We start from the raw sequence: 24,302 nt of genomic DNA, 5'->3' as shown, positions 1-24,302 counted from the left end.
CTCAGGATGGATCGGTATTGAGTCTGCGACTGATGACATCCAGCAAATCACACCCATCGCGCAGCGGAATCGCCAGCAATTGGGCGAAGTCTTGAAGCACCACAGCATCGCTGCTGAGTTGGTCGCGGAAGGCCAGGTTTTCCAGCAGTTGGGTGACGGCGCGAATCCGGTACACGGCGGCGTCGTGGAGGACATCGAGGGGCGCATGGGTGTCGATAAGCAGGGCGGGGACGGTGCAGTCGTGGCCCGTGAGGGGCATGTATCGATTCATTGTCAGTACTCTGTTGGTGGATTAAGCCACCACTCATTCGTCGCCAAACGAATGGGTGGCGGCCGTACGCAGGTTGGCGAACCGGCAACAGAGAAAACCGGCAGACCCGAAGGTCTCCCGCGCACAGCCGCCATATCATGCACAGCTTTGCGGGTGCAAAAACACCTGCATAGAAGCGGGATGCTTTTGCGCTCTGTTGTCAGGTCGCCAAACCTGAATCGCCATGTGGGCGACGGCCCGGACTATAAGCCCGCACCCAAACCCACGCAAGGCAGCAAAGTACTGGCCCACTCCCAATGCCTCATGTCTTCACCCCCATTGCCGACACCCTGGCGATGATTAAACGCATCCACCCACCACCAACATTAAAGGACTGATGTGAAAAACCTTCTCCTGATTCTCCTCTCCACCCTCATCCTCGGCGGCTGCGTCAGCCAGCCCCTCACGCCCGAGCATCGCGCACAGGTCAAGACGGTCAAAGTGCTGCCCGTAAAGTGGGAAAAGAACATGGTCTACATGGGCCGTGAACAAGCCTGGGGTGCGGCCCTGGGCGCCGGGCTTGGTGCGGGCGTCGGCATGGCCAGCGGCGCGTCCAAGCTGGGCACGGCGGCCTTGAGCGGCGCGGGGTTTGCCGCCGGCATGAAGGCAGGGCAACTGGCCGAGATGTCGACGCCGGCCGCGATCCTCACGGTGATGGACGCCGAAAATATCGACTTGGGCGTGTTGCTCAAGCAGGCCTTTATCGATGCCTTGGGTAAGACGTCATCGCTCAAAGTGGTGGGTGACGACGAGCCGGCCGATGCGCAGATTCAACTGACGGTAGGCGAGTGGGGCTTTCGCCTGACCCAGGGTTTCAGCAGCGTGGTCTACCCGACGCTAACCGTGGTGGCGCGCATGGACCGTGGCGACGAGATGCTCTGGCGCACGGTGGAGTCGATCACGCCGTTCAATGGCCAGAATGTCTACGGTTACACGCCGCTCACTTATCGCACTGATCCTGAGGCGTTGCGCCGCGCGTTGACGGGTATCACGCAGATCTCCGGGAGTTATCTGGTGAAGGAGCTCAAGTAGACCAGCGAGAGGTCGCCGCGTGGCTTGCGGTGGCTGATCCTGACGCGAGCAGTTTGATAGAACCCGCCGAGCACCTTGAACATTTTGTATATCCCAGTGTCTTTACCCCGCCCACCCGCAACCGGTCGGGCTGCATGGACTGCAGCGTTTTCAAATGACATTAAGGATTAATGTGAACCTCGCCCCCCAAGCCTCTTTTCTGTCACCGCCCGCTGTGGTGCACAGGCGCGCGCCTGCGTTTCAGGAAGGCACCCTGGGGGAATGCATTCGGATCAATTGATCCCTCGCTTAGTACACCTACTGCCGCCGGGCCTATTGGCGGCTTTTAATGTAGTTCATGGAGTTTGAAATGAAGCGTAAGCAGTTCCAGAAAAACCTGTTGGCACTCATGGTCGGCGCAATCAGTTCGCAAGCGCTGGCCGTGGAGTTCGACCTGGGGCAGGGCAAGAACATTTGGGTCGGCGAGACCTTTAATGAGTCATTGATTATCAACGGGACGTTCTCCGAAGTAGTGGTGCCGACCACCACCAACCCTGCCGGACTGGGTGTGGCCAACACCACTATCCAGGGTTCGTTGATCAACCGTGCCGACATCACTCTGGATTCCCAGGGCGCCGCCATCCGTGCGATTGCCCTGGACCCGCTTTTCTGGTCGGGCCCGCAGAACCTGAGCCCGGGAACTGTCACCGGGGACGTGGTCCAGGCGGGCAACATTCTTATGAAAAATGGGGGTTACGAGGGGCTTGAGATCGGCGCGACGACCATCGGTGGAAGTGTCATCAACTCCGGCACCATCCGTTCCACGCTGCCCCTGACGCCGCCGGCTTCACCTTCCTACGTGGATGGCGGCGAAGGCATTTACCTGCATGGCACCACCATCGCCGGCGACGTCTCGAACACCGGTGTGATCGACATGAACGGTGATTACGCCATCGGCCTGATCCTCGACCGTCAGAACAATCTGGGGACCACCGTCGGCGGCAAAATCCTCAACGCCGGCACGCTCAAGGCGACGGGCGAGGGCGCCTGGGGCATCGAGGTGGAAACCGACACCAACCCTCTGCGCATCGAAAACAGCGGCCTGCTTTCTGCCAACGGCAATGACGCCAAGACGGTGATGTTTCTAAACGGTAAGGTCGACTACATCCTCAACACCGGCACCGTCGAGGCCACGGGCACCAACGCCAATGCCTTCGAGTTTGCCGGGGCAACCTTTGCCCAGAACAGCGCGACCGGCGCGCGCGGCATCGTTAACCGCGGCACGATCAGCGCCGATGGTACAGCCATTCATGTAGATGCCGCGGACCAGACCTCGGCGTTCGAGATCAACCAGCAAGCCGGCGAAATCCGCAGTAACGCCGGCATCGCCATCGACGCCGCCAACCTTGCCACGCTGAATTGGACCGGCGGCAAAATCGCCGGCGACCTGCTCAACTTGAGCGCGGTGAATGTCGCAGGCCAGGCCGATTTCACCGGCAGCCGCATCATCGCGCCGGTATCGGTCAACTCGGGCTCGCTGAACCTGTCGGCGCCCGGTACTGCGATCACTGGCAACCTCAACATTGCTAGCGGCGCAGGTATTGATATCCACCTGGCCGACAGCGTAGTGCCGACCACGCCGTACCTGACCGTCAACGGTGCAGCGAATTTCGCCCAGGCTTCGAAGCTGACCGTGAGCGCCAAACCGGGCGACTTCGCCAGCACCAACAACGGCACTCAGTACACCCTGTTGCAAGCCACCAGCGTGCAAGACAATGGCCTGTCTGTGGCCAGCTCGTCCTCTCTGCTGAACGTGCTGAGCTACTCGGCCGACGCGCAAACGGTCAAGGCCGTGGTGGCGGTTAAAGACAACCAGCAAGTGCAGCAGGAGCTCGCCGCGGTGGGCGCCGGCGCTGCGTCAGCGACGGCGGTGAACACCTTTAAAAACGACGTACTGAGCGGACTCAATCAGAACGACCCAGTGTTCCAAACCCTGGCTGACGCCGGCACAGCACAGCAGCTTGCTCAGGTCAGCGAACAACTCAAGCCGGACGTCAATCGCGGCGCCCTGGACGTGGCGTTGTCGGGCCAGACCGTGGTCAACGGCGCGATCTTCAACCGCCTCACCGACCAGCGCGAAAGCCATCAAACCGGCGGCGTGTGGGTGCAGGGCCTGAGCAGCAACATGGACCAGGACGGGCGTGGCGGCAACAACGGCTACTCGGCCAACAGCAGCGGCATGGCCGTGGGTGTGGACGGGCGCTTGAACGACACCACCACGTTGGGCGTGGCGTACAGCTACCTTAACTCCAACATCCATTCCGACCTCGGCAACAAGACCGATGTGGAGGGCCATGCGCTGTCGCTGTACGGCAACTGGTCGCTGCAAAACTGGTTTGTCGACGGCAGCCTCAGCTATGGCCATAACGACAACGACAGCAAACGCCATATCGCCGGCACCACAGCCAAGGGCAGTTACGACAGCAATGTGCTGTCTGCCAGTGTGATCGGCGGCTACAGCTTCAAGCCGTCGCAGGCCGTGGTGATCGAGCCGCGCGTGGCAGCGCGTTACGCCAACGTGCGCATGGACGGTTTCAACGAGAAGGGCTCCTCGGCCGCGCTGAGCACCCAGTCGCAACGCTATGAAGTGGGCGAGCTGGGCGCTGGTGTGCGCTTGGCGGGCAACTTGCCCATGGGTGCCGGTAGCTTGCAGCCGGAAGCAACCTTGATGGCGTATCACGACCTGATGGGTGATCGCGTCGCACAAACCTCCAGCTATGTGCTCGGCGGTTCTGCGTTCACCGTCACCGGCGCTTCGGTGGCGCGTGACAGCTATGAAGCCAGTGTCGGCGTGAACTACCAGGTGTCGGACTTTACCGTGGGTGCCAGCTACACCCGCCAGGCCCGCAGTGGTTTTGATGCCGATGGGGTCATGCTCAAGGCGCGGTACGCGTTTTAAGTATTACGGCCGATAGAAAACGGCATCGGGCTGCGGTTCTCCCACGTAGCCCGAGCCAGACTTTTAAATGTGCTCAAGGAAGTAACCCATGAAAAAGACCTCACTCTTAATCCTCGCCCTGGTCTTGGCCGGCTGCCACTCCACTGCCAGGAACTCCTCGCCAAGCCTGCTGACGGACGGCGTCCAGTTGCAGCAGAAAAAGGTCGAGGTGGACGCCGAACACGCCAAGGTCATCATGAAGGCAACCGGTTTTACCTATCCGGTGCAGTTCTCCGTACGCCGTAGTTCCGATGCAGATCAGCGTCCGGAAATCCTCGGGACGGTGGTGGATTCCGGCCGTGGCAAGGTATTCGGCTGGATCGCCAAGATGAACGAAGTGGGCAACAGCGCCGTCGCCAAACGCTTCCCGCAGTTGGAAGTGCAGGCTGACCCGGGGCAGCCCTTTGAAGTGATCGGCGAGTCACGGGTCTACAACGCCAACTATGTCGGCCTCGTCAAAACCTATGTGTATGAGTGCGGCCCCATGAGTTCGACCTTCAAGCCTGAGAAGCAAAAGGTTTACCTGGTGGAATTCGTGATTATCGGGAAGGGCTGTGAGCAGCATGTGTATGACGTAACTGCGCCTAACGAGCGTGTCCCGGTGGCGACTGTGGCAGCGACGGGAAATATTCCGTCGCTCTAAGTTGCTTTAACCCGAATCGCCAGCCCCTTGCGTCTGACCTTGTGAACGGATCATTCATTCACGAGGTTCAGCCCATGTCCCGTCCTCTTCTGCTGTTGCGCCCTGCCGCCCAAGGCTTCACCGTGACCCTGCTGGTGGCGCTTGCCGGGTGTGGGCTTTCTTCATCCCGTGACGTGGCCAAGCCCGCTGAGTCGGCGCCTGTCGTGGAGGTGCAAAGTGAGCCCGCCAGCGTCCAGGGGGCCATGGTCAAGCGGAGGGTTGCGCCTGCACCGATGGCGTCGCGATTGGTCATGAACGACTCGATCGCCATGCAATACCAGACCGAGCCTCGGGAGCAATATCAGAACCTCCCGGACAACCCGATCCGCAGCGTTGCCGAAACACCGGTCTCCACCTTCAGCGTCGATGTCGACACCGGCAGCTATGCCAACGTACGACGTTTCCTTAATCAAGGCAGCCTGCCGCCCGAAGGTGCTGTGCGACTTGAGGAGATGGTCAATTACTTCCCTTATGACTACGCCTTGCCCACCGACGGCTCGCCCTTTGGCGTGACCACTGAAGTGGCACCGTCGCCGTGGAACCCTCACAGCCGGCTGTTGCGCATCGGCATCAAGGCCTCGGACCACGCCGTGGCGGACCTGGCTCCGGCTAACCTGGTGTTCCTGGTGGACGTATCCGGCTCGATGAATCGCCGCGAAGGCCTGCCGCTGGTCAAGAGCACCCTGAAACTGTTGGTGGATCAATTGCGCGACCAGGACCGCGTCTCGCTGGTGGTCTACGCCGGCGAATCGCGAGTGGTGCTCAAGCCCACCTCGGGCCGGGACAAAACCAAAATCCGCAACGCCATCGACCAACTCACCGCCGGTGGCTCCACCGCAGGCGCGTCGGGGATCGAAATGGCCTACCAAATGGCCCGCGAAGGGTTTATCGACAAAGGCATCAACCGCATCCTGCTGGCCACCGACGGTGACTTCAACGTAGGCGTGAGCGACTTCGACAGCCTCAAGCAATTGGCGGTCGACCAGCGCAAAAGCGGCGTGTCCCTGACCACCCTCGGCTTCGGTGTGGATAACTACAACGAACACCTGATGGAACAACTGGCCGATGCCGGTGATGGCAACTACGCCTATATCGACAACCTGCGCGAAGCCCGCAAAGTGCTGGTGGACCAGCTCAGCTCGACCCTCGCTGTGGTGGCCCGGGATGTGAAGCTGCAAGTGGAATTCAATCCGGCGCAGGTCAGCGAATACCGATTGCTCGGCTATGAAAACCGCGCCCTGAAGCGTGAGGATTTCAACAACGACAAGGTCGACGCCGGAGAAATCGGTGCCGGGCACACGGTGACCGCGTTGTATGAAATTGTCCCGAAGGGTGAACAGGGCTGGCTGGAGCCACTGCGCTACGCATCGGCAACCAAGGCTGACGGTAAAACTGATGAGTTGGCGATGTTGCGGGTACGCTACAAACCAGCGGAAGGCGGCGATAGCCGACTGATCGAACACCCGATCAGCAACCAGCACAGCGGCAAACCCAGCGACGACCTGCGCTTCTCTGCTGCCGTGGCCGCCTTCGCCCAGCAACTCAAGGGTGATGGCCGCTACACTGGCAGCATGAGTTTCAAGGACACGGCCGCACTGGCCCGCTCCGCTCGGGGCGACGACCCTTTTGGTTTGCGCGGCGAGTTTGTGCAACTGGTCGAATTGGCCCAGAGCCTCCAGGCCCCGGCCAAACACTGATCCACCTCAAAGGAGTGCGCCACCTGATGGATTCACCCAGCGACGAAGCCCTGCTGTCCCGCTACCGCAGCGGCGACGGTGCAGCGTTCGAGGCCCTGTATGCGCGGCATCGACAGGGCCTGTACCGTTTTCTGGTGTCCTTGAGCAACAAGGCCGAACTGGCCGAGGAAGTGTTCCAGGACACCTGGCTCAGCCTGATCCGCAGCACCAGCGAGCCACAGGGCCGGGCGAGTTTTCGCACCTGGTTATTCCAGATTGCCCGCAACCGCCTGATCGACCACTGGCGCAAACACGGCATCCACAACCCGCTGCACGACAGCTACGATGAGCAGCTTCACGGCCAGCCCGACGACAGCGCCGGGCCTGAGCAACTGCTGAGCCTGAGTCGCGACCAGGCGCGCCTGGACAGCGCGTTGCAAGACTTGCCCGAAGATCAGCGCGAAGTGTTCCTGCTGCGCCTGCATGGCGAGCTGGAAGTGCCACAAATCGCCGCGCTCACCGGCGCCCCACTGGAAACGGTAAAAAGCCGCTTGCGTTACGCCCAGCAGAAACTGCGCCGACTGCTGGCCGAGGAGGTACCCGCATGACTGACCCCCGACATACCCAGGACTCGAACGACGAGCTGCTGATCGAGCATTTCCGTCAACACACCAGCGGCGAGCCGCCGGCTTCCCTGGACGCCTTCATCCTGGCCACCGCCCACCGTGAAGCACCGGTGCGGCAACCCGGCCTGTGGCAGCGTTGGTTACAGGCCTGCCAACGGCCGCGCTGGCAGATGGCGTTTGCCACCGTCGCGGGTGTGGCCCTGATGATTGGTTTGGTCACGCGCTCGCCGGTGCCGCAGCCGGAGTTATCCACAGGCACTTACGCGGCCGCCCCGCAGGAACTGGCCCGCCCGGCCCCGGCTGCCGCGCCGATGGCTCGATTCTCCGTGGCTCCGCAGGCTGACAGTGCGCCGCAGGTGCAGGCAGAAGTCGCGGGTTCGCTGGCGGATGAGCCGGTGGCGAAGATGAGCAAGCGCTCGGCTGTTGTGCTGCCGCCATTGGAGCAAGGGCTGCAGGAGATCCTGCGGTTGCGGCAGGCGGGAGAGGCGAAGGCGGCGGATGAGAAGCTGCTGGAGTTGCATAAGCGCTTTCCCAAGGAAGACTTGCCGGCGCGGTTGGAGGCGTTGCAGAAACCCTGAATCGACGCCCACAAAAAAGCCCCAGGTCTTTCGACCTGGGGCTTTTTCTTCTGTATATGGTGCCCCGGCGTCGTTTGAACTGGGCTTTAAGAGTGCCGGTTTATAAGGGGGTGGGTGGTGGTGCGTTAGTTAGGCATACATGTAGGCATACAGGAAGCGGTCCGCTGGCCAGTGCTAGTACTGACCAGCAGGCGTCTAGTTATCTAATGGGAACCAATTTAAGTCGACCTGAGGTCCCTTCGGTGGCTGTTCTTCCTGGTGGGATGGCTATGACGCGACCATCACTGCCCTCTCGCGAGGTATAGCCTCGAGGAATGGCTACCACGCGTCCATCTTTACCTTCACGAGAGGTGCCGCCCACAGGGATGGCACAGACTCGTCCGTCTTTACCTTCACGAGACGTTCCACCTTTAGGGATGGCGACTACCCTCCCGTCTTTTCCTTCTCTCGAGGTCCCTCCTGGTGGGACGGCGACCACATGTCCATCTTTGCCTTCCCTGGATGTGTAACCGGTCGGGATTTTTATCTTCTTCCCGTCTTTGCCTGTTCTGTATGTTCCGATCATAAATACTCCTGTAATCCCTGTTAGAAGGTCACGCCCTGGAACGTCAGAGACACGACTCTATACCAGCTCGCCAACCAATAGCACTGGCCCAGTCGAACCTATGACTTCAAACTCATCGAGAAAAAGCGCCGGGGCCCCTGGGCCTAACGTGCTCACACGGGGCATGAAACCCGCGGGATCGTGATAGCGGCAGCCGCACCAGCTTACTGAAATTTCAACGTTGAAATTGAAAGGATCTTGAAGAGAAAAGGGCATCCTTACTGGATCTGTAACGGTCATGGGTTTCGTTCAGGATAGTGAACGATTGGCCCGGTCAACTCGGTCAACCAGTCAACTAACTTTGGAGCCCAGCCACTAACGAGATCCGGCGGGTTCTATGCCCCGTGTCTATCCGAAATGCCCAGGGTCCCCAGCGGCTTTCCGATTCATAGGGCAAATGCACTGGTGAACAGCAGTTCACCCGGTTCACCTGTTCACTAAGCTGGGCACCTTTCCGCTGCCACGATCACGCGGGTTTCCTACCCCGTATCTTCAAGAATGCGCCAGGGTCCTCACTATCGAACCAAAGCCAAGAGCTTGATCGACCTCGCTTCGCTGGAGGGGCAATACTAATGGGGCTAGGGGGATACCCTAATAAACCGTGTTACGAGTGTTACGGGTGTTACGCTTTTATTTAAGTGTATGATTTTAAAGGACTTATATTGTGTTATACAGCTTCGACTCGTTTGCCGATATACGTGTTACATCGCAAATAGGTGTTACACCATGATGCTCTGGAGCAGCGGCTTGTGATGATTGAGGCAGGAGGTCATCGACCTAGGGGCTTTTGCCTATAAGGGCAGCTACCGACCATTAACAGACAAATATCAAGCGAGTATAGCGAGCTCGACAGTGATACTGTTTTTATATACAGTTAGGCTGTCAGTTTCTCTCAGTTGGTTCGGTCGACCGCTATAGGATGCAGGCGGCAGACCAATGATCATTTGCAGGTCAACCCTGACTCTCGTAATCTCACATTGACATTACTGAAATGGAAGTCGACTTGTGATCACGCTGAAAACCGCCATCATCCACAGTTTCAAAAAGATTGCTCATACAGGTCTCGTTTCTGACGTGGTGAAAAAGGACGTTGTCCTCGACACACAAAACCCAGCTTTAGAGTCCCTGGTCGAAGGCATCAACGGTCTGATTGGTAAAGAAGGAAACAGTGTGGTCTACGGACAATTCGCTGACGACGGTCGCCAAGGTCCGTTTCCCGATCGGTTTAGTGCTTACGCGAATGTCTGTGGTGATGAGGCTGCATTTATCGCGTTAACCCACTTAGCAATGGATCAGCTTGTCCAGCAGGCGAGGGACCAAACCTTGGCCACTGGGGGCCACATTCTCTGCGCGCAATACACCTCCGGTGCGTCTGACTTCTTTCTGGTCGCTAGCATCAAACAGCGTGGCGGCATCCAGCTCGATGAAAACTACGTGCCCAAAGCCATTCAGGAAGTGGACCTGAAAACTGTTCAGCAGGCAGCCAGGATCAACTTTGTGAAATTCGCGTCGGTTACTGCCGCAGCCGTAGGTGTTACTGCAGACAATACGGTTGTAGATGCTGAGGACGTAGAAGAGGTTGATTCTACCTATCTGTGCTTTATCAGCCGCGGTCGGGACAGCCAGGCTTCTGACTATTTCATCTCCGCTTTGGGATGCGCCAAAGGAGTGGCATCCGGCCGGGCAACCAAAAATGCCATTGATTACGTTGGCCGTTTCTTCCGTAATAATAAAGAGCTCAAGCCCTTTGCTTACAAGGCGAAAGAGGCGGTTGTACGATATTTGCAAGATCGACTGGTGGATGGAAAGCCCGCTCGGTTAGATGCGATCTGCCATGCGGCAATTCAGCACGTTCCGCCTGATCTGGTCGATGAAATTGCAGGACTGAAGGACTATCTCAACGATGAAAAACATCGCGTCCCTGAGGACTTTACTGTCAATGCCAAATCGCTGAAGGAGAAGACCAGGATCAAAGGCGAAGCTGCAAGCTGGTCGCTTCAATTCGAACGTGGTGCCTTGGGGAAGGAGGCAACGTCCGATGTTTATTACGATGAGAGTCGCAAGAAGCTGACCCTTTCAAACATGAACCAGGAACTGGTCGATTTGATTGAAAAAGAGCTGCAGGCCAGGGTTGGGTAAGCCATGTTTTTCAATGTCGTGGCCCTGTATAGGGCAATGGGAGCGCCAGCCATCGAAGGCGGTGTGGTCTCCTATGAAGGATTGCTCACTACTGACATCGCTGCCGCGCTGCAGGCGTGCAAGGATCTGCAGCCCGAATTCGGGAAAATCCAGCATCATGAAATAGTTGAAGGTGGTGCCGTAGAGATCGAGTTACGCCTACCTACGAATGAATCGGGCCGATTTTACGCAAACGTTAGCGACTTGGCCCGGAACGGGTCACTGGGCAAAGGGCAGTTTCCGCAGAACGTGTACGTCGTTGACTTGGGTTGGGCAGATTTCGACGCTAGCGAACCAACACAAATTAAAAAGCTCAGACGAGTTTGTAGGTTAATCGAGCTTCTGGCGTTGTTGGCAATCGGTGTGGACAAGGACAGTAGCCCAGATACATATAATTTGTTCTTCGCTTTGCCTCCCGACGGCGCAAAACCACCCAGGACGTTTCTTCTGCCGACGCAGGTTGATGAACATGTTCTTGGCCATGAACTCAGGCATGTCAGTTTGCTTGAGGAGATTCTCAACCGAAAAAATGAGAACAAGGCTCATCTCTCAGAACGCAAACTGATGATCCGTATGGCGATTGCAAATGTAATTGAGAAGTTTGAAAACGAGCCAAATCACTTCCTCGTAGTGGTTCGCGAATGGAATGAGGTCCTCACTACCTACCGCGCTAATTTACAAACTTACGTCTACAGCTTTTCTTTCGAGAAGGCTCGGCGCGAATTGGCACAGGCGGAAATCGACTATGGGACCAAGCTCAGCGGCGTATTGGGTGACATTGCTGGCAAAATGCTTGCACTCCCGGTGTCTTTTGCTGGATGGGTTGTCCTGAACAACAGTACTTCCGCTTTTGAAGGGTTCGTTCTAGTACTAGGCTTGATTGTTGTTTCGCTGGTCTTACTCGCCATCTTGCACAATCAAATACTTCAGACAGACCGCTTGTTACATAGCTTCAATGTTGTTTTCGACGATTTTAGAGGCAAAATAAAAACCTATCCCCCGAAGCTTCAGGTCCTGCTCAGAATTACAATTGAGCAAGTCGAAAAACAGGGGCTTTCATTGCGGCGTACATTTCAGCTATTGCAGGTACTGGCGTTATTACCTGCAGCCGGGGCCATGCTGGTGGCTCTCGTAAAATATTGGAACTCATTCCTATGGGTTGTTGTTACTGCCATATCGGTAATTGCCGCTGGTCCTACTATTGACCCGATTTTTCTAAGCCCTTAGACAGAGGATATCGCATACAAATGCTAAAGAAATGCGATGTTTGCTTCTGACCGATTTTAGCCCTTCGTTAGATTCAGCAGTCGGACAAAAAGTCAATAAAATGCGTCTGCGAAATGAAGATTTATTCGGATCGCAAACGAGGCATGTCTAACTCGCGAAAATTGTTATTATGCTTTAGTTAAAAACTAATTCCAAATCTCCACTGCAAGCTTCCTTTGCAGGATAGATTCATAATCAGAGTATTGCAGAGGTAAACCTGTGTCTGAAACTACAGATATCGTTAGTGCAGCTGGTAGTGCAATCTCGGCATTTGCGGCCTGCGTAGCTGCGGTCGGGGTTTGGTACGCTCGACACCAGCTAAAGACCAGTCGTGAGATCGCGCAACTTCAATTTGAGGACGCATTGGGGAAGGAATATCGCGAATTGGCTGGAGAGCTGTCGAAAAAGGCTTTAATGGGCGATCGCTTAAACGACGATGAATACGAAGAAGCCTTCGACGAACTGTACCGATATGTAGACCTGACCAACGAGCAAATCTCGCTTCGATCACGTGGACGCATTACTTCGAGTGTTTGGGGAAGTTGGTCAGAGGGAATTGAGGCGAATTTAAATCTACCGGCATTTTCGCAGGCGTGGACAGAGATTAAGGCTAGGTCCAAAGGATTCGAAGAGCTTCGTCGCCTGGAGCGAGAAAATTTCAAGAGTGACCCAAAATATTGGCGCTGAGCTTAAGTCTAATCTTGCAGGTCAAGCCGAGTGTGTTCATCTTAGTTATTTATTGGCCACTGCATCCGTATGTGATGGGGCGGGTTAGCGTCGTCGTCTTACTGAAGAAGGTAAAAGTATCATTGCGCGCTCGCCCTATTATTCTGGGGTTTCAGAGTTTCTGACTTTGTGGATCATGTTTAGCAGGCCATTTCTACTATTTTTCCCTGCTGTGGCATTCTCATACTCGTCTTGAGTCATTCCATATATGCCGACCTCATAAGACTTTCCTGTAGGCATCCAAACAAAGTTATCGTCATCGTCTAGACGCTCAGCTGATTTGACTACTTCAAACTCCATCATGCCAAATCTTCTAAGCTTTCCTATCTTTACTATCAAGCATGAAACATTGTGAAAGCACTGATCCGACTCAATGGCCTTCACCGCTAAATTGAATCCTCCCCGATCCTTCACGCTTGGAAACACTATCGCCCCTACGTTGACTTTTGAATAAATTGCTTGGCTGAGAGCACGACTGAAGCGATAACCAGAGCTAGAAGCATTAGGATCTGCAAGCACGTGAGCGAAAAATTTGTCGATGTAGATTTTCATCAACGCCTGTTCGGGAGGCATCGAATTAATAAACTTTGAAATCGTCATCTCAGGGTCTTGACCAGAAAAGTGCATGTAGCCATTTTTCTGAACGTTTGAGTACTCCCCAATTACCGCCAAACGAATAGGTGATTCATTTAAAATCCTGAAACCGGCCAGCTGAATGAGTTGGCCTTCTTTCGCTTCTATTTCAGCTAACGCTGTTTCTTTTCTTGCTGCAATGTAAAGGCAAGGTACTCCTCGATCGTTAAACCTACCAAGTCTTGCGAATTCAGCCGGCGGGTAGCCCATCTCAGAAAGATTCGAAAATGGTTCGCTTTCAATCGCTCGGGCACGCCAAAAAATACTTCCCCTGCCATACATAAGTGAGAGAATTTTATAATGCTCGAAGAGAGGAGCGATTATATGGATAAAGTCTGCCTCGGAACTGCTTTTAAGCGCTTTATCAAAAATGTACTCGCAATCGTCGAGGTTCATAATTTTTAAGCCTAACATTTGAGGTCAGGTTGTAGCTCGTTAGAGCCTAGATGCCTGATTTTAATGGGCGCACTTCAATACACTAAAAGAGGCCCCGAAAATATCGTTTGCAGGATAGCACCTCCCCACCCAATCTGCTGCCAATGGCGGCTGTTGGCCGATTGCTGCCCGTCACGAACGGCAGAAATCGGCCAGAAGCGGACATTCGCAAGCGACCGCTAACGCGTAGGACGGTCGGCTTGGAGATCTCTACTTTACAAGGTGCGGCTCCTGTTTCTGCCTAAAATGGCTTCGAAGAGCTACGCGAGCCGCCGAATGCTGCGTAAAGTTAGCTTGCGTCTCCCACAGCAAGGCCAAGGCTCAACCCGTTTTGAGTGATTTTACCAATACGTCGACGAGCTGAATCCAAAGCATCACGTACTCTCCTTCTAATTATATGCTCATCTAAGCCAGCAGAGCTCGCTCTGACAGAATCGGCTATTTGCACTAGCTCGGGTGATATATAACTGACAAGCGCCGGATCTAAGGCTATTGGAAGGCCTGCATTCGAGTCTTTAGATACGCGATTTCTGGTAGGACCGAAAGACAGATAATTTGATAAGAAATCTGCACTCATCACCGGAGAAGGCTGAGGCCTTCCTCCATAATTTGAGTTGACCTTACTACTGATGCTGAATGCCATTTGATCCAAGGTTAGCCACCAACTGGTGTAGCCAAACGCAATATCGCTTTTCTGGCGTCTCCTGGAGATCACGCCAACAAAGTTTTCGGTGTCATGCTCCGCAAGTCGCAGAGCTAACATGTTGTCAGAGTTTGAATTAGTACGCCGTCCCTCATGAATTCTTATCCATTCTTCCTTGACGGCGATTCGATACGCTGCGTCCACGCTTTCAACTTCTTCAGATATATCATCCATTGCAATCTGGAAGAATTCATTTATATAGTCAGCCACGTCATCTTCAGGGCGCGCCGCCCCTCTAAATTTTGAAACCCAAGAGTTGAATGCTGACGGCGCCGCGCCACTAGCAATATAGAATGAAAAAAGATATGGGTAGGAGCCGTTCCAATTGTTTGTGCCAATGTTAAGAGAGCAAGCGATGCTACGATTCATGTGGCGCTCTACTTCTTCAATGACCCCAGAAGTAACTTTTAATTTTAAGCCGGCAGAATGAGCCGCCTTTATCAATTTTTTGAATTGCCAATCTTCCTCATCCAACAACTCTTCGGCGAATAATGGAAGTATTGCAGAGGTGTCTAGCCAAATCTCACCCTCGCTAAATATTTTTTTCACAGCAGCTTGCACATCTGGAGTTTCACGGAGAAACGCCAGCATGGTATAGGAGTCCGCGAGCCCTTTAATGTGATGGTTAATGGAGTCTGATGGGCTTGACAAGACCCTCTCAACGGCAGCAGCGAGCAAATTTAGCAGCGCTTCAGTTCTCAGGGTTTTATCGTAATCGTTGAGCACAATTTTAGTGAATTCGACGAGTCCTTCGAAACCAATTTTATCCATCTGTCCGTTATTAATGGCGTGGACAAAAGATTCCCCCCGATTTAATAGAAACTTTTCTATACTTAACATGCATATATCGCAAAGTGCTAACTCGACGTCTTCAGATGAGATCACGGATGCCGGGATAATTGCGCGCAATATTTTTTTAATTTCTTCTTTAAGCTTTCGATCCTGAATAGCGTTTTCTGCTAGCTTTTCACGTAGTCGCTCATATTCCTCGTATTTCAAACAAAAAGAATCTGCCCCATTTATAGTGTGATGATTTATTACTTTTTTAGTCAGTCTATTTAGAGACTTATTGGTTTCATCAATTACTGTTTTTTGCTCCTGGTTGGCAAGTGTTTCAATGATGGATTTGTGAATCTCTTCTCTTGGCATGAGCTCGTTTGATGATGTATTACGCAAAGCCATTTTAACCAAACCATCAAATGCCAGCTTAGTCAGCCCCTTTTCTCTACTGTCATCCTCCCATTGCATTTCAAGAAAAACCAGTGCCGCACGACTTTCGTTGGGGTTTAGCTTTTGTGGCTTTCTCTCAAGAACCTGGTCCTTCTCAAGTATTGGATCAGCTATATCTCTTGCGAAAGACGCAGCCACCGTCTCTCTGTGATCGTCTCCTTCGTAACGATCTAGAAAATAGTTTTTATCGAAAATATCTAGTCTTAATTTATAATCTTTTCTAAGTATTTTTTTTACTTCGTCTCCCTTGGCGCCTATCTCCTGATTTGTTACATAAATAAGATCAGTAACGTGCGGAAAATTTTTTTTGATCTTTTTTGCTGTACCTTTAATCTTTTGGTCCCAAGCCATTGCAACTGAATACTGAAGCATTACTGTGGTTTCTCCCTCGGGAGAAAAAAGTTCCGCGTCCCTTCCTTCGTCGCCTGAGGGGTGAGCCATTGTCCTTATTGCTGGATACTCGGAGCTTAAAAATGCTGAGGCAAATTGCTCAAATCTCGCCCAGTCCGAAGATTTGGTTTCTTTTAAAGCGAAGTTGAGTCGATTACGGTGCATCATCAAGCTCCTTTTTGTGAGGCAGATTTATATTTATCGGGAATGATGCCTAAAGTTAGTCGAAAAAGCTAAGCAGGTAAGTCCCAAGACCCACCCGATCGAGAAGCGCAAGGGCGGTCTAAATCGACACGTACTTTCGTAGTCCGCAAGCCGGTAGCGGTCGCTTGCCAACGTTCGCCTCTGGCCGAAAGCGGTCATAAGCCCGCAGCCGCTACAGATCCGAAGTCAGAAAAATCGGAAGCCTTGTTTTTAGTGGGAGGATCTAGCGAAGCGGAAGCAGCTTAAGCTTCCGCCTCTTTATCAGTCGCCCTTTCTTTTGAGTTGAAGGTCAATGAAGGCAAGCTCTGCCTTGATTGCACCAATCGTGAGCGTCTCAACTCTAGTGTCAGTGTTTGCCCTTGCGTTGAGCTTTTTCACGCCCGCCATGCCGGCAATTATTCCGTTCAAATGCAGCTTTCGGGTCTTTAGGTAATCCGGCATCTGAGCGCTGTTCTGTGGTGGTTCATTCATATTTAGACCGATGGTTGGCCCGAAGCAGCCGACCCTCGCCGGTTGCTTCGGGGAAGGTTTGAGTTAGGCCGCCAACAGGTCAAGCAGGCTGTGTTGGTGTGAGCGAGCCGCGAGTTCTCGCCAGGTCCAGCTTCCAAAGTGCTCGCCCAGTTCAGGGATATCCAGCTTCATCAGTGCAACCGGGTCACGACTAATCAGGTTGCGTGCGGCCCACAGCTTGCCGCCGGTCTCCAGCAGTGTTTTGGCGGCCTCATTCCACTGTTCTTCCAGCACAGTGTTCGCCAGGTGAGCCGCTTTATTCTCGATCTCGGTGCGTTCCTTTTGTGCCTCTGTGATATGCAGATCAATCGTCACCAGCTCCTGCTCCAGTGCGGAGATGAGCAGTTGTTGGCGGCGGTGATGCTCAGCCGCAGCCGTGAGGTTTTTTGCTGCCTTTTGAGCTTCTGCGTTAGCCGCTTTTTCGCCCTCTACATCGCCCCAGGCGACAGCCTGTGCATAAGCGGTGGCCGCGTCCGTTTCAGCTTGTCGAGCTTTTGCCATGTCTTCCTGATCGCTCTGGCGGACCTGCTGCAACCGGGTCTCGATGCTGCTGCGCTTTTCGTTGAGTTCCATCTCGTCGGCTTTCCAGTTCGCCATATCGCTGAGATATCCCGCAGCCAAGCTCTCACGGTTTGCCAATCTCTCAAGGCGATGAATTTTTTGATTCAGGTTGCTGATCTCCAGATTTCGCGAGTCGATGCGTCTTTTGTGATCGTTGATTTCATCCTGCACGGCTCGTTGACGGCCCTGCTGGATAACCTCCGGGCTTTCCAGCGCCTCTTCGAAGGGAGCCAGGTCACCCTTAATGCTCTCCACTTCGAGGGTCATTTGGTCGCGGCGGTCTTTCAATTCTTGGATAGTGTTCATCTGTATTGTCTCTGGGTACTGCGGTTAATAGGGATGGTTGTCGAATGGCTGGCAAGGCCGGTAATGAGCCGGCGCTATCTCGATCAGCAGGCTCGCCGTCAGGCGGCCTTGGCCTCGCCTTCGTCCGTTCCTGGAACGGTCTTCACCACGTAGCAGCGCTGGGGCCCTAACCCGGGCAGACGGATCAAGCTGTAGGCCTTGCCGTCACTACCCGGCTCAAGCACGCCGCGTTGCAGCAACTCCTTGTTCACCGCACTGATGTTCATGCCTTTGAAGATCTCGGTCCTCCAGGCTTCAGGCAGTACGTAATAGGTGTTGGTGGTGTGCAGGGCGTCGCCCATGCCGTGTTCCAGCGTCTTGCGAAAGCCCAACCAATCAATCGTGCGCGGCCCGTGTTCATCGAGCTTGGCGGCGGCGGATTCCCAGCGGGTAAAGCGGCTTTCTCCAAACCGCTCGATGACCTGGCGCAGCCGCGCCAAGATCGCATCGCCCTCGAAGTTTCCGGCGCCGCCGCGCTCGGCCAGCCAGGCATGCAGACACACCCGAGCGGCGGTCGTGGCTGTGCCATCCGGCCAGCCGGTAACACCAAATGCGGTAGCCAACTCTCCGGCGGCGGCGTGGCCGAAGCGAAGGGCGGCACGCTGCGCCTGACCACTGGCCGAGGCTGGTAGGTTTTGGGTGATGAACTGTTCCACCGTGCGGCGCACATCACTGTCCACCTGAGCATTTCCCCAGGCGCACACAGTGTGTGTAGGAAAGCGGTGAGGGGCGTGCCGTAATATTTGGCTACTCGGGCCTTGAGCGCATCGGAGAGGGCGGCGCCGTCCTCAAAACTATTCAGTACATCGAACATGCCGAGGCCTTTGCTCGCATCCGCGGGCACGGCGAGCATGCGCACCTCCATGCCGGCTTTCAGCTCCTTGTTTGCATCCACCATGTGCTGCGCCAACGTCTTCTCGCCGGTCGAGAGAAACAGCAAGCGCCACTCCTGCACCTGTCGGCCGATCATTCGCCCGGGCCTTGCCGGTGCCATTGCCGAGCATGTAGACCGTCTCGCCGATAATGCGCGGGTCGCACATGCCGATTTCATCCAGCACTAGGAGGCCGTCTGAGTGTGCAGCGGCGATGGACTCCAGGACGTTATCTGTCGAGCGCCACGAACGCACCAGACGCGGCCCGACATAAACCGAGGCAGGGACCTGCAAGTGGGTAGTCTTGCCTCCGGAACTGTCACCGTAGAGATGGAAGCCGCCCGACTCATGCCCGAATAGGTTGAGCAGAGTCCTGCAAACGCCACAGAGACGACAAATGCCAAGCGGTGGTTGCCAGCGCACAGTGCGCCGATTTGCTGTTGATTGCTCCAGAGAGCCCGCCTCGCTGATCGGTGGCAACTGCGCACCGGCTTCATAAAAATGCAGGTGTTCGGCATGTGAACCGATTGCTGTTCGGGCAAAAGGAAGGCGCTATCGTGCCAACCCAAGCGCGTTATCAAACGTGCGCGCTGGACGCTATCGAAGCCGCCGAGATAACTCTGCAGGTCGTTGCGGGCATTGCGCCCCGATCGACTTCCGGCAAGGCGTAAGCCCATGTCGATCAGTGGCCCAATTACGTCCTTGCCGAAGTCACCAGTCATCGTTCGGGCCGGAATGTTCCAGCGTTTTTTGGCGCCGTCCGGGTCGTCGAATTCGACCAACAAACCCCAGTTATGGCCCTTGTCGTCGCGGGTGCGGGCGATGATTTCGAGAGGCGAATACACGGCGCATACACTTAGGCATACACGGCGGGAAGTTGCAGGGGTAGACAGGGACGGATAGCCATAAACAAGAAAGCCCGCACAGGGCGGGCTTCTTGGGGTGTTCCGTAGACTGTCTGAGACAGTCCGAGACTGCTATATGGTGCACCCGGCGGGATTCGAACCCACGACCCCTGCCTTCGGAGGGCAGTACTCTATCCAGCTGAGCTACGGATGCTTGTGCGGGCGACATCATACCCATGTCGACCTTGGGCGTCCATGCCGCTTTTCGCCCGGCCGCTGGTAGGAATACGCGCTGCTGACGCCCTGTGCCGGGCGTCTCGGTGCAATACGGTTGAACTCGCCTGCAACACGCTGATCAGAAAAATGGAGCAAATGCGCCGTTTTCGTTCTTTTTTTCGAACAGACTATTGCCCTGCACCCCCATTGATCCTAGGATTCGTTTGAGATTTCAAACGCTCCTGCCTGGGTGCTGAACCGCACATTTGTCCTTTCGTGCGCCATTTACGTGCTTGCGCCCAGTGAATGATTTCCCTGACGGCAGCCCTCAAGGCGCCTTTCAACAACTCTAATTCGCTCCGCGCGTGCGCGGTGCTGTTAAGGAAAGCCGACATGCAGCTCAAAGACACCCAGTTGTTCCGCCAGCAAGCCTTCATTGATGGCGCTTGGGTCGATGCGGACAACGGTCAAACGATCAAGGTCAACAACCCCGCTACCGGCGAAATCCTCGGTACCGTGCCAAAAATGGGCGCCGCCGAAACCCGTCGCGCCATTGAAGCAGCTGACAAGGCCCTGCCGGCCTGGCGTGCACTCACCGCCAAGGACCGCGCCAACAAGCTGCGCCGCTGGTTCGAGCTGATCATCGAGAACCAGGATGACCTGGCTCGCCTGATGACCCTGGAACAAGGCAAGCCGCTGGCCGAAGCCAAGGGCGAAATCGTTTACGCCGCTTCGTTCATCGAGTGGTTCGCCGAAGAAGCCAAGCGCGTCTACGGTGATGTGATTCCCGGCCACCAGCCGGACAAGCGCCTGATCGTGATCAAGCAACCAATCGGCGTTACCGCTGCCATCACGCCGTGGAACTTCCCGGCCGCGATGATCACCCGTAAAGCCGGCCCGGCCCTGGCTGCCGGTTGCACCATGGTGCTCAAGCCTGCGTCGCAAACCCCATTCTCCGCGTTCGCCCTGGCTGAACTGGCCCAGCGTGCCGGCATTCCGAAAGGCGTGTTCAGCGTGGTCTCCGGCAGCGCCGGCGATATCGGCAGCGAGCTGACCAGCAACCCGATCGTGCGTAAGTTGTCCTTCACCGGCTCCACCGAAATCGGTCGCCAGCTGATGGCCGAATGCGCCAAGGACATCAAGAAGGTTTCCCTGGAACTGGGCGGCAACGCGCCGTTTATCGTGTTCGACGATGCAGACCTGGATAAGGCCGTCGAAGGCGCGATCATTTCCAAGTACCGCAACAACGGCCAGACCTGCGTCTGCGCCAACCGCCTGTACATCCAGGATTCGGTGTACGACGCGTTCGCCGAGAAACTGAAAGTGGCAGTGGCCAAGCTGAAGATCGGCAACGGTCTGGAAGAAGGTACCACCACCGGCCCGCTGATCGACGAGAAGGCCGTGGCCAAGGTTCAGGAGCACATCGCTGATGCCCTGAGCAAAGGCGCGACCCTGTTGGCTGGCGGCAAGGTGATGGAAGGCAACTTCTTCGAGCCGACCATCCTGGTCAACGTGCCGAAAGATGCTGCCGTGGCCAAGGAAGAAACCTTCGGCCCACTGGCGCCGCTGTTCCGCTTCAAAGACGAAGCCGAAGTGATCGCGATGTCCAACGACACCGAGTTCGGCCTGGCTTCCTACTTTTATGCCCGCGACCTGGGGCGTGTGTTCCGTGTGGCTGAAGCCCTGGAATACGGCATGGTCGGCGTCAACACCGGGTTGATCTCCAACGAAGTGGCGCCGTTCGGCGGCATCAAGGCTTCGGGCCTGGGCCGTGAAGGCTCCAAGTACGGGATCGAGGATTACCTGGAAATCAAATACCTCTGCCTGGGCATCTAAGCCCGGCAAGGCATTGTTGCAAACGCAAAGGGCACGAGAGCGCTGTCCCTTTGCGTGTTTCACCCGTTATTCGTAGTGGCCGGGAAAGCTGTGGCAGTCGATCATCGCATGCTGCCGTAGTTGCCTCCCCGCCACGTATTCCTTGGACCACGCCACCCGATGAGTGGCGAATGAGGACTTTATGAGCAAGACCAACGCATCCCTGATGAAACGCCGCGAAGCCGCTGTACCACGCGGTGTTGGCCAGATTCACCCGATCTTCGCCGAGTCGGCGAAGAACGCCACCGTGACCGACGTTGAAGGTCGCGAGTTCATCGACTTCGCCGGCGGTATCGCCGTGCTGAACACCGGCCACGTGCACCCAAAAATCATCGCCGCCGTGACCGAACAGCTGAACAAGCTGACTCACACCTGCTTCCAGGTACTGGCTTACGAGCCGTACGTTGAGCTGTGCGAAAAAGTTAACGCCAAGGTGCCGGGTGATTTCGCCAAGAAAACCCTGCTGGTCACCACCGGTTCCGAAGCGGTAGAGAACGCCGTGAAGATCGCCCGCGCCGCCACTGGCCGTGCCGGCGTGATCGCGTTCACCGGCGCCTACCACGGTCGCACCATGATGACCCTGGGCCTCACCGGCAAAGTCGTGCCGTACTCGGCCGGCATGGGCCTGATGCCAGGCGGCGTGTTCCGCGCGCTGTTCCCGAACGAACTGCACGGTGTGAGCGATGACGACTCCATCGCCAGCATCGAACGCATCTTCAAGAACGATGCCGAGCCGCGTGATATCGCTGCCATCATCATCGAGCCGGTGCAGGGCGAAGGCGGTTTCTACGTCGCGCCTAAATCCTTCATGAAGCGCCTGCGCGAACTGTGCGACAAGCACGGCATCCTGCTGATCGCCGACGAAGTGCAAACCGGTGCCGGCCGTACCGGTACTTTCTTCGCCATGGAACAGATGGGCGTTGCCGCCGACCTGACCACCTTCGCCAAATCCATCGCAGGCGGCTTCCCGCTGGCCGGTGTATGCGGCAAGGCTGAATACATGGACGCCATTGCGCCAGGTGGCCTGGGCGGCACTTACGCTGGCAGCCCGATCGCTTGCGCCGCGGCCCTGGCCGTGATGGAAGTGTTCGAAGAAGAGCACCTGCTGGACCGCTGCAAGGCTGTGGGCGAGCGCCTGGTGACCGGTCTGAAAGCTATCCAGGCCAAGTACCCGGTGATCGGCGAAGTGCGTGCCCTGGGCGCGATGATTGCGGTCGAGCTGTTCGAAAATGGCGACAGCCACAAGCCGAACGCCGCTGCTGTCGCTTCCGTGGTGGCCAAGGCGCGTGACAAGGGCTTGATCCTGCTGTCCTGCGGCACCTACGGCAACGTGTTGCGCGTGCTGGTTCCGCTGACTTCGCCGGACGAGCAGTTGGACAAAGGCCTGGCGATCATCGAAGAGTGCTTCTCCGAGCTGTGATCAAAAGTTGACCTGATCGACAAAAAACCCGCTTAGGCGGGTTTTTTTGTGCCCGATGAACGGTATTCAGCCGTTGTTCATTGTACGCAGGCGGCTCCTTTGTCTAAGGTGCTGGTATTGCCGATGGAGCGTGCTGGATGACTGCTGTTGATTTACCGGCTGTACCCCGTGTGTTGATTGCCGAGGCCGACCCTTGGTCCCGAGATCTGCTCAAGCAGGTGTTGCTGAATGTGCGCTGTGACGCACGGCTGGATGTGTGTGCCGATGGCCAGCGGGCCACCGAGTTGCTGCGTGACAAACCCTATGACCTGATCATTGCCGATTGGGAGCTGCCCGGCGTCGATGGCCTGAGCCTGCTGCGCAGCGTGCGCCTGCAACGGCGTACGCCGCTGTTGCCGTTTATCCTGCTGAGTACCCGCAACGACAGCGCCAGTGTGCGCGAAGCCTTGCCCCTGGCACCGACCGCGTACCTGACCAAACCCCTGAACATGGAAAGCCTGACCCAGCGCCTGCAGGACTTGCTGCTGAACGAAGGTGAGACGGTGTATTGCGAAGTCCCGGCCCTGGCGCCGGGCATGACCTTGCCGGTGTTTCTGGAGCGCCGCCGGGAAGCCTCCGACGGCGCGCCGCTGCGGGTCGACGTGCAGGCTGCGGTGCAACATAGCCTGGAGCCGGAGGGCCTGGACCTCAAGCGCCTGGAAGAGCAGGTGCGCATGGACCCGCAGATTACTGCCGTGTTGATCGCCGCCGCCAACAGCGCCGGCCATCACGGTTCGCCGGTACAGACCCTGGGCATGGCCCTGCACAAGCTGGCGGCGGGGCAGAGCATGAACCTGATCCTGGGGCTCGCCCTCAAGCACAACGTGGTACTGAGCGACCCGAGCCTTGTGGATTACGCCGAGCGTCATTGGCAGCTGTCCCAGCGTACCGCCGACTACGCCCGCAGCCTGGCGCGCATGCTCGACCTGGATCACGAGCGCTGCTACAGCGCCGGGATCCTCCATCGCCTTGGCGACCTGGCCTTGCTGCGGTGCCTGCAAGACTGGCTGCTGGGCGGTGGCGAACTGGATGATGAAGCGATTGGCGAGTCCCTCTACACCTTCGGCGCGGCCTATGGTTCGGCACTGCGCACACGCTGGCGCCTGCCGCTGGAGTTGCGCCAGTTGATCGCGGCGATTTATTCGCTGGAGGGCGGGGTGTATTCCCGCGAAGCGCTGGTGATGAACCTGGCGGCGCAACTGGCGCGGCTGACCGAGCATGAAGGCGTCGAGGCATTGGCGAAAGGCAAGACGGCACGCTTGCTCAAGGTGGGTTTGCCGGAATTGACGCGTATGCGCAAAACCTAGCAGGCGATGCGTGCCAGTGTGGGAGCTGGCTTGCCTGCGATAGCATCATCCCGGTACAACCA

At 56.2% G+C, this 24,302-nt stretch carries 19 protein-coding genes, 1 tRNA gene and 1 pseudogene; 12 read left to right on the top strand and 9 right to left on the bottom strand.

The annotated features are described in order from the left end of the window. Position 1 precedes the first annotated feature (1 nt). Positions 2-259 (bottom strand): hypothetical protein, encoded by a 258-nt coding sequence (locus HX807_RS25805; RefSeq protein WP_008433674.1) that lies wholly within the window; start codon positions 257-259, stop codon positions 2-4. A 390-nt stretch (positions 260-649) separates the two neighbouring features. Here HX807_RS25805 and HX807_RS25800 point away from each other — a divergent pair, with 390 nt between their 5' ends. The 9 genes from HX807_RS25800 (at position 650) to HX807_RS25760 (ending at position 12,616) form a co-directional block, all read left to right on the top strand. Further along, positions 650-1,342 (top strand): hypothetical protein, encoded by a 693-nt coding sequence (locus HX807_RS25800; protein ID WP_102367864.1) that lies wholly within the window; start codon positions 650-652, stop codon positions 1,340-1,342. Between the two features lie 349 nt (positions 1,343-1,691). Next, a complete protein-coding gene (locus HX807_RS25795; RefSeq protein ID WP_177051511.1) occupies positions 1,692-4,280 on the top strand; it encodes an autotransporter domain-containing protein in 2,589 nt (862 codons plus the stop codon). A gap of 88 nt (positions 4,281-4,368) precedes the next feature. Continuing rightward, positions 4,369-4,962 carry a hypothetical protein gene (locus HX807_RS25790; protein WP_008433680.1) on the top strand — a complete coding sequence of 198 codons (594 nt, stop codon included), beginning with the start codon at positions 4,369-4,371 and terminating at the stop codon, positions 4,960-4,962. Between the two features lie 74 nt (positions 4,963-5,036). Next, positions 5,037-6,698 carry a VWA domain-containing protein gene (locus HX807_RS25785; protein ID WP_177051502.1) on the top strand — a complete coding sequence of 554 codons (1,662 nt, stop codon included), beginning with the start codon at positions 5,037-5,039 and terminating at the stop codon, positions 6,696-6,698. 26 nt (positions 6,699-6,724) lie between these two features. Further along, the gene (locus HX807_RS25780; RefSeq protein ID WP_003218160.1) at positions 6,725-7,285 is read left to right on the top strand and encodes an RNA polymerase sigma factor; all 561 of its coding nucleotides are present in this window, start codon (positions 6,725-6,727) and stop codon (positions 7,283-7,285) included. Next, positions 7,282-7,881 carry a hypothetical protein gene (locus HX807_RS25775; RefSeq protein ID WP_102367868.1) on the top strand — a complete coding sequence of 200 codons (600 nt, stop codon included), beginning with the start codon at positions 7,282-7,284 and terminating at the stop codon, positions 7,879-7,881. Before HX807_RS25780 ends, HX807_RS25775 begins: the two co-directional genes overlap by 4 nt. Before the next feature lie 1,609 nt (positions 7,882-9,490). Further along, positions 9,491-10,624 (top strand): nucleoid-associated protein, encoded by a 1,134-nt coding sequence (locus HX807_RS25770; protein WP_069672869.1) that lies wholly within the window; start codon positions 9,491-9,493, stop codon positions 10,622-10,624. A 3-nt stretch (positions 10,625-10,627) separates the two neighbouring features. Next, positions 10,628-11,890, top strand: coding sequence for a hypothetical protein (locus tag HX807_RS25765; RefSeq protein WP_177051501.1), 1,263 nt, complete (start codon positions 10,628-10,630; stop codon positions 11,888-11,890). 258 nt (positions 11,891-12,148) lie between these two features. Continuing rightward, positions 12,149-12,616 carry a hypothetical protein gene (locus tag HX807_RS25760; protein ID WP_217628726.1) on the top strand — a complete coding sequence of 156 codons (468 nt, stop codon included), beginning with the start codon at positions 12,149-12,151 and terminating at the stop codon, positions 12,614-12,616. Between the two features lie 138 nt (positions 12,617-12,754). Here HX807_RS25760 and HX807_RS25755 read toward each other — a convergent pair whose 3' ends face one another. The 8 genes and pseudogenes from HX807_RS25755 to HX807_RS25725 all read right to left on the bottom strand — a co-directional run bounded on the left by HX807_RS25755 (position 12,755) and on the right by HX807_RS25725 (position 19,597). Further along, positions 12,755-13,684: an RES family NAD+ phosphorylase gene (locus tag HX807_RS25755; protein ID WP_177051500.1), complete on the bottom strand. Its 930-nt coding sequence runs from the start codon at positions 13,682-13,684 to the stop codon at positions 12,755-12,757. Positions 13,685-14,012: 328 nt separating this feature from the next. Continuing rightward, entirely contained in the window at positions 14,013-16,211 is a 2,199-nt protein-coding gene (locus HX807_RS25750; RefSeq protein WP_218174112.1) for a hypothetical protein, read from the bottom strand. 300 nt (positions 16,212-16,511) lie between these two features. Then, positions 16,512-16,721, bottom strand: a complete 210-nt coding sequence (locus HX807_RS25745) for a hypothetical protein (protein WP_256349588.1) — start codon at positions 16,719-16,721, stop codon at positions 16,512-16,514. A 63-nt stretch (positions 16,722-16,784) separates the two neighbouring features. Continuing rightward, positions 16,785-17,627 (bottom strand): chromosome segregation protein SMC, encoded by an 843-nt coding sequence (locus tag HX807_RS25740; RefSeq protein ID WP_177051498.1) that lies wholly within the window; start codon positions 17,625-17,627, stop codon positions 16,785-16,787. 98 nt (positions 17,628-17,725) lie between these two features. Then, positions 17,726-18,346: a hypothetical protein gene (locus HX807_RS31550; RefSeq protein ID WP_218174111.1), complete on the bottom strand. Its 621-nt coding sequence runs from the start codon at positions 18,344-18,346 to the stop codon at positions 17,726-17,728. 114 nt (positions 18,347-18,460) lie between these two features. Next, positions 18,461-19,018, bottom strand: a complete 558-nt coding sequence (locus tag HX807_RS31800) for a DUF927 domain-containing protein (protein WP_256349587.1) — start codon at positions 19,016-19,018, stop codon at positions 18,461-18,463. A 122-nt stretch (positions 19,019-19,140) separates the two neighbouring features. Next, positions 19,141-19,383, bottom strand: a pseudogene (locus HX807_RS31795) (DUF927 domain-containing protein); the annotation flags it as partial. 137 nt (positions 19,384-19,520) lie between these two features. Continuing rightward, positions 19,521-19,597: transfer RNA gene (locus tag HX807_RS25725), tRNA-Arg, on the bottom strand. Between the two features lie 395 nt (positions 19,598-19,992). Between HX807_RS25725 and gabD the strand changes: the two genes are divergently transcribed. From gabD to HX807_RS25710, 3 genes are all read left to right on the top strand, one after another. Beyond that, the gene (gene gabD, locus HX807_RS25720; protein WP_003218155.1) at positions 19,993-21,435 is read left to right on the top strand and encodes an NADP-dependent succinate-semialdehyde dehydrogenase; all 1,443 of its coding nucleotides are present in this window, start codon (positions 19,993-19,995) and stop codon (positions 21,433-21,435) included. Between the two features lie 181 nt (positions 21,436-21,616). Continuing rightward, positions 21,617-22,894 carry a 4-aminobutyrate--2-oxoglutarate transaminase gene (gabT, locus tag HX807_RS25715; protein ID WP_087693631.1) on the top strand — a complete coding sequence of 426 codons (1,278 nt, stop codon included), beginning with the start codon at positions 21,617-21,619 and terminating at the stop codon, positions 22,892-22,894. A gap of 137 nt (positions 22,895-23,031) precedes the next feature. Beyond that, a complete protein-coding gene (locus tag HX807_RS25710) occupies positions 23,032-24,240 on the top strand; it encodes an HDOD domain-containing protein (protein ID WP_003218151.1) in 1,209 nt (402 codons plus the stop codon). The last annotated feature ends 62 nt before the right edge of the window (positions 24,241-24,302 follow it).

Source organism: Pseudomonas sp. D8002 (assembly GCF_013385695.1).
GTDB lineage: Bacteria > Pseudomonadota > Gammaproteobacteria > Pseudomonadales > Pseudomonadaceae > Aquipseudomonas.
The sequence above is the reverse complement of the archived record's forward strand: the minus strand, read 5'-3'. Positions and strand labels throughout refer to the sequence as shown.

Excerpts from the sequence above, each read along its gene's own strand:
- HX807_RS25790 (WP_008433680.1), top strand. The coding sequence starts at position 4,369 with ATGAAAAAGACCTCACTCTTAATCCTCGCCCTGGTCTTGGCCGGCTGC.
- HX807_RS25745 (WP_256349588.1), bottom strand. The coding sequence starts at position 16,721 with ATGAATGAACCACCACAGAACAGCGCTCAGATGCCGGATTACCTAAAG.
- HX807_RS25805 (WP_008433674.1), bottom strand. The coding sequence starts at position 259 with ATGCCCCTCACGGGCCACGACTGCACCGTCCCCGCCCTGCTTATCGAC.
- HX807_RS25795 (WP_177051511.1), top strand. The coding sequence starts at position 1,692 with ATGAAGCGTAAGCAGTTCCAGAAAAACCTGTTGGCACTCATGGTCGGC.
- HX807_RS25765 (WP_177051501.1), top strand. The coding sequence starts at position 10,628 with ATGTTTTTCAATGTCGTGGCCCTGTATAGGGCAATGGGAGCGCCAGCC.
- HX807_RS25755 (WP_177051500.1), bottom strand. The coding sequence starts at position 13,684 with ATGAACCTCGACGATTGCGAGTACATTTTTGATAAAGCGCTTAAAAGC.
- gabD (WP_003218155.1), top strand. The coding sequence starts at position 19,993 with ATGCAGCTCAAAGACACCCAGTTGTTCCGCCAGCAAGCCTTCATTGAT.
- gabT (WP_087693631.1), top strand. The coding sequence starts at position 21,617 with ATGAGCAAGACCAACGCATCCCTGATGAAACGCCGCGAAGCCGCTGTA.
- HX807_RS25780 (WP_003218160.1), top strand. The coding sequence starts at position 6,725 with ATGGATTCACCCAGCGACGAAGCCCTGCTGTCCCGCTACCGCAGCGGC.
- HX807_RS25710 (WP_003218151.1), top strand. The coding sequence starts at position 23,032 with ATGACTGCTGTTGATTTACCGGCTGTACCCCGTGTGTTGATTGCCGAG.
- HX807_RS25775 (WP_102367868.1), top strand. The coding sequence starts at position 7,282 with ATGACTGACCCCCGACATACCCAGGACTCGAACGACGAGCTGCTGATC.
- HX807_RS25740 (WP_177051498.1), bottom strand. The coding sequence starts at position 17,627 with ATGAACACTATCCAAGAATTGAAAGACCGCCGCGACCAAATGACCCTC.
- HX807_RS25750 (WP_218174112.1), bottom strand. The coding sequence starts at position 16,211 with ATGCACCGTAATCGACTCAACTTCGCTTTAAAAGAAACCAAATCTTCG.
- HX807_RS25785 (WP_177051502.1), top strand. The coding sequence starts at position 5,037 with ATGTCCCGTCCTCTTCTGCTGTTGCGCCCTGCCGCCCAAGGCTTCACC.